Below are 4,784 nucleotides of genomic sequence, written 5' to 3' on the forward strand. Positions count from 1 at the left end.
GCCCCGACCAGTGTGTGGTCGGGGCCGCCGCCATGTACGGACCGGGCGCCAGGCCCGGGGAAATCAGCCGGCGTCGGGCCGCTGTCCCACGAGCTGGGTGAGCAGCTCGACGATCTGCGTCTGATTGCGGTCGATCTTCTCGGACAGCCCGTGGACCGCACCGGCGAGCTCGCTGACCTTCTCGTCGAGGTTGCCGACCTTCTGGTCCAGGTTGCCGACCTGGAGGCGTACGGCAGTCAGATCGCTCTTGACGATGCCGAATTCCCGATCGGTACGCTCCGAGACTTCCTCGAAACGGCGCGTGAGCGCGGCAATCTCGCTTTGTGCGATGGGGTCCTCGGGCACGCGGGTACTCCTGCCAGATCACAAAAACCGCAGATAAGAGGACTCCACGATATCGCGCCCGCGCCCTGCACAGTCTCCGATCCCGACGGTGCAGGCTGGACGAAGACGGCGAGTCCTCCCGCCGTCCTCTGGCCCCCGACTCCCGGCGCAGCGCGGCGGCGTGAGGTGTTGGCCTGGCGGCGTTCGACACGGGCGTCCTCGGGCAGGGGCTGCGCCGACGTCGCCGCCGGGCTGCGCACGGTTCTTGAGGAGTTGGGGCCGTGTCTACCGGCGTCGGCGACCGCTGTTGCCGCTGAGCCGGATCCGCCGACTACGCGGCGCCGTCGATCCGGAGCTCGCGGTCCGGCCCGCAGAAGGGACATGCCTCGATGCCGTCGGACAGAAGGCGGAGGGCCTCGTGCCGGGTGATCTCCTTGCCGTGGCCGTCGGGGCAGTGGCCAGCGTGGACCCGGAAGGGGCGGGGACCGTAGCCGGTGCGGTGCACTTCGAGCTTCCAATCTGGCACCCGTGGCTCCGGCCTGCGGGCCGTGGCGACGGCCTCCTGCTGTTCCAGGCGAGCCAGGGCCTCGCGGGTCTGGCCCAGCTGCCACTCCAGCCAGCCGACGACCGCCCGGTGTCGGGCGATCTGCCCCGCAAGATTTTCGTTCACATGTTCGATTCTAGGTGGTGGTGGCCTGCTCCGCTTCGGCCGGGCCACTCGATCAAGCGCGGCGGCGCGGTGTACGGCCCTCGGCCGCCTTGGTGGTCTTCTTGGCAGCCTTCTTCTTGGCGGGGAGCTCGTGGACGGTGGCTTCGGTCTCGCCCCGGGCTTTCCGTGCCTTCTGCACGGACGCTTCCAGGGCTGCCATGAGGTCGATCACCGGGGCGGGTGCCTCGGGGGCGTGGGTGCGCTCCCCGTGGGCCTTGGCCGCGAGGAGTTCCTCCACGGCGTCGCGGTAGTGGTCGCGGATGCCTTCGAGGGTGTGCGGTGGTCATCGCGTCGGCGAGGGCGACGGCGGCCTGGACCTCGTCCTCGGTGACGTCCACAACGGGAGCGGGAACGTCGGCCTCGCGGATCTCATCCGGCCAACGGAGGCCGTGGAGGACCAGGACGTCGCCGACGATGCGGAGCAGGCCGAGGCGTTCGCGTTGGTGGAAGGCGAATTTGGTGACCGCGACGCGGCTGGTGCGGCTGAGGCCTCGCGCAGGAGGACGTACGGCCGGGCCGCGATGGGGTCCGGGGCTGCCAGGTAGTAGGCGCCGGCCCCGAAGGCGGCAGGATCGATGGAGGCCGCGGGGATGAAGCTGACGATCTCGATCGCCTTGGCCGTGGGCAGGGGGAGGGCGTCGAGTTCGGCGTCGCTGACGGGAATCGTGCCGGTGGAGGTCTCGTAGCCGCGGCCGATCTCGTCGAGGCCAACGGGCTCGCCGTCGAATTCGCAGGGTCGCGGACGCGGCCGATGAGTCCGCCTTCGTGCTGGTGGATCTGCCGGAAGTGCACGGCGTGGCGCTCGGTCGCCGGCACGACGGCCACCGGGACGCTGACCAGCCCGAACGAGATCGCGCCTTTCCACAGGGCCTTCACGGCTCAGGCCCAGGCCTCGGGTCCGGTGCCCTGCCAGTCGAAGAGGGTCTCGTCGGTGAGGTCGATGTCCTCGGCGTCGGCCATGCCTGCCCGGTAGAGGAACTCTCGGACGTCCAGCTCGCTGGTCGCGCGGCCGAGTTCCTCGCGCCGGTAGGTCACCAGGCGCCGGCCCCGCTGGTCGGGAATGTGGATGGTCACTCTGGACTCGGCCATGGCTCCAGACTCGCGGGCGGCGCTCGGGGCCGCACTCAGGCCGTGTCCGGTCGGGTCCATCTGCTCGATCGGGGTCGGCGCGTCGTCCGGTACGTACTCTCTGCCCAGCGTGCGTTGGGAAGGAGTAGCGGCGCTACGCCGCCTCTGCTCCCGCGTCGTCTGATGGGGCGGCGTGCCTCTTCAGCTGCATGCGGGCGGCCACTACTTCCTCACGGGGAACGGTCGCCCAGTGCGGGTGGTCCACAACGGCGATCGACAGTTCCAGGATCTCTGCCCGCATCTCGTCGACCCTCTGCTTCTGCTCGTCGCTCCAGCCAGGGCTGTCGGGTACGTCACCGCGATGGGAGTAGCGCTCGCCCCGCGTCCAGCCGGCCATGGGTTCCACGCTCCAGGGCAGCCCTGCCAGGTAGGCGCGGTGCTCGGCGTGGGCGCGGTGGAGGCGTTCCTGGAGCTGGAGGAGGTCCTCGGGGAATACGGTCGTGGTCACGCCGCGATCGTAAACCTGTTCGATTTCGGGAGGGAAGTCGACGCTCTGGGCTGTCACCTTTTCGGGCTCCGGCTCCCCGATGCCGGCTTCGGCAGGGGCTGGCGACACCGAGGGCACAACTGCCACCGCGGTGTGGTTGAGCTGCTGCGTCTCTTGCGCGAAGGGCTTCGCAGGAGGGGGTGCCTGTGCGAAAGCCCGCTGCTGCGGGATCGGCGGCGCAGTCGCTACAGGCCCCTCGACCGGGACAGGATCAGCCAGGGTTGCTGTGGGACGGCACGTGGGCCGGTTCGGGCTCGACTTCGGGGCGGTGGCGTCTGCCCGGGCCGGAGGCAGCGGGAGGATGCCCTCCTGAAGTTCGGCAAGGCGGTCGCGGTCCGCGTCTGTCACCCAGAACTTGTCGATCCTGGTGCCCCTGCGGTACTCGACCGGCACGATCGTTCCGGCCGCCGTCTGGCGCACGAGATCGTCGAACAGCACGTCTCGCGGCATGGGCGTGACGTGTGGCTTGCCGCACCTGCGAACCCCGTCCGGACACGGGTAGACGGCGCGCAGGTCGCAGAGCCAGAAGTCCAAGGCGCGGTAGCCGGAGATCACACGGAGGTCGCCGATCTTCGCGATGACATGTGCGGGCAGGTTGTTGCTCCTGGTCCACTGCGTATCGCTACGCCGCCCGTAGTCCTCGCGGTCGGTGTGCCAGGCCGGGGTAATGCCCTGCTTCGCTGCCTTCGTCGCCCGGGCCTTCACACTGCCAGGGCCGTCGACGCCGGCCGAGGACAGCTGGACTTCCCAGCCGATGCGCCTTCCGCCTTCGCCTTCGATCAGGGTGTCGGTCTGGATCCAGCTGCGACCGACTGGTGTGCGCACCTCGCAGTCGCCGTGGAAGCCGCCCTCCGCAGCCGCGCGCAGGATCCGTTCCTGATAAGCCTTGTGCTCGTCGCTCATCGGCGCCTTGTGGCGCTCCTCGTCTTCCTTACGCTCATGAACGGCTTCGCGGCGGCCGTTGGCCTGCTGCCGCAGGTACATCCAGGCGACTACGCCAGCTTCCCTGCAGATGCCCCCGCACTGCAGCTCCCGCTCGGAGACAGGGACGTTACGTTGGGCCAGGATCCGGTCCGTCCTGTAGAGATGGCCCCACAAGTCATCGATCGTGTCCTGCCCAAGGTTTTCCTGCTTGAGGTCAAGCAGCATCTTGAGCTTGGTGTGCCAGACGATGTTGGCCACGGCATGCCCCTCCCCTGCTGGCGATCCCTGCTTTCACGGTAGGGCGCGGCACTGACAATCTGATAGGTGCCGATCACAGCGAGCAAGGGACCCCGTGGGCCTGCCCGCACTGCCTGCCTCTTGCGGGGGCTCCTTGAAGTCCGCGAGGGTGCTTCGTCTGTCGCGGCGCCGCCCACCGTGACCCCTCTCCCCTCGAGACGCCTCCCTGGCAGAACGCCTGATCGGGCTCGGGGTGCCCGAGCTCGCGGGGATACCCGCCGACGAGCTGCCCGCCTTCGCCGCGGACGCCGGCCGCGGGACAGCGACGCCCTGCTCGCCGTCCACCCGGACCGCGCCCCTGCCTCCGCCCTCGCACCGCTGCTCCGGCACGACGGCAAGCCCGGCTTCGTCGTCACCGACATGCCCGACGTCGACAGCTTCGGCCCCTACACCGTGGAGTTGCCCGACGCCCCTCTCTAGCTCGTCACAGGCATCGATCGGGGCGACCACATGGCCAACTGGAGCCCGGAGGAGGTGCTCCCGGCCCTCGCCGAGCAGGACCGCACCCCACTGCTGCTCACCGAGGGCATCCACTGGGTGCTCCAGCAGCCGGCGATCCTGGAGCGCAACCGCTGCTTCATGACCATCGGCTCCCGGCTGCGCAAGGCGAACGGTGCCCTGGACCTACCTCGGCGATCTGGATCACAACGGGACCGGGCGGGACGGCAGGGAGCGGCGCAACGCCCCGAAGGTCGGCTGGTGCTGGTGGGGCAACCGCCACACCTGGCTGGTTTCGCCTCCGCCACGGGCCGAAGGCACTAGGTTCCACAGAGAGGATGGCTCGTTTCGCGCCGCCGAGGACCGCAGGCGAGGCGCGTGCCGGCGGCAGACCGGCGGGAGCCCGGGCTCGGGGGGGGGGGGGGGGCGGCCCCGGCCCGGGTGATGTGGTTTGGGGGGTGTTTGTTTTATTAGAGG

At 69.7% G+C, this 4,784-nt stretch carries 6 protein-coding genes and 2 pseudogenes; 2 read left to right on the plus strand and 6 right to left on the minus strand.

The window, feature by feature from the left end:
- Positions 1-63: 63 nt before the first annotated feature.
- From ACFVGY_RS37580 to ACFVGY_RS37605, 6 genes and pseudogenes are all read right to left on the minus strand, one after another.
- Positions 64-345 (minus strand): hypothetical protein, encoded by a 282-nt coding sequence (locus tag ACFVGY_RS37580; protein WP_385687037.1) that lies wholly within the window; start codon positions 343-345, stop codon positions 64-66.
- Between the two features lie 310 nt (positions 346-655).
- Positions 656-994, minus strand: a complete 339-nt coding sequence (locus tag ACFVGY_RS37585) for a DUF6233 domain-containing protein (protein ID WP_385687040.1) — start codon at positions 992-994, stop codon at positions 656-658.
- Between the two features lie 52 nt (positions 995-1,046).
- Positions 1,047-1,271 (minus strand): hypothetical protein, encoded by a 225-nt coding sequence (locus ACFVGY_RS37590; protein WP_385687052.1) that lies wholly within the window; start codon positions 1,269-1,271, stop codon positions 1,047-1,049.
- 133 nt (positions 1,272-1,404) lie between these two features.
- Positions 1,405-1,898: pseudogene (locus tag ACFVGY_RS37595) on the minus strand (Ku protein); the annotation flags it as partial.
- A gap of 14 nt (positions 1,899-1,912) precedes the next feature.
- Positions 1,913-2,122, minus strand: a complete 210-nt coding sequence (locus tag ACFVGY_RS37600) for a hypothetical protein (RefSeq protein ID WP_385687043.1) — start codon at positions 2,120-2,122, stop codon at positions 1,913-1,915.
- 133 nt (positions 2,123-2,255) lie between these two features.
- Positions 2,256-3,830 (minus strand): hypothetical protein, encoded by a 1,575-nt coding sequence (locus tag ACFVGY_RS37605; protein WP_385687046.1) that lies wholly within the window; start codon positions 3,828-3,830, stop codon positions 2,256-2,258.
- 177 nt (positions 3,831-4,007) lie between these two features.
- On the opposite strand from ACFVGY_RS37605, the pseudogene ACFVGY_RS37610 reads away from it, so the two are divergent.
- Both ACFVGY_RS37610 and ACFVGY_RS37615 read left to right on the plus strand, forming a co-directional pair.
- A pseudogene (locus ACFVGY_RS37610) lies at positions 4,008-4,565 on the plus strand (DUF5701 family protein); the annotation flags it as partial.
- Positions 4,483-4,752: a DUF5701 family protein gene (locus ACFVGY_RS37615; RefSeq protein WP_385687049.1), complete on the plus strand. Its 270-nt coding sequence runs from the start codon at positions 4,483-4,485 to the stop codon at positions 4,750-4,752. The pseudogene ACFVGY_RS37610 and the gene ACFVGY_RS37615, both read left to right, overlap by 83 nt.
- Positions 4,753-4,784 lie beyond the last annotated feature (32 nt).

This window comes from Streptomyces sp. NPDC127106 (genome assembly GCF_042677605.1).
Classification (GTDB): Bacteria; Actinomycetota; Actinomycetes; order Streptomycetales; family Streptomycetaceae; genus Streptomyces.

Excerpts from the sequence above, each read along its gene's own strand:
- ACFVGY_RS37600 (WP_385687043.1), bottom strand. The coding sequence starts at position 2,122 with ATGGCCGAGTCCAGAGTGACCATCCACATTCCCGACCAGCGGGGCCGG.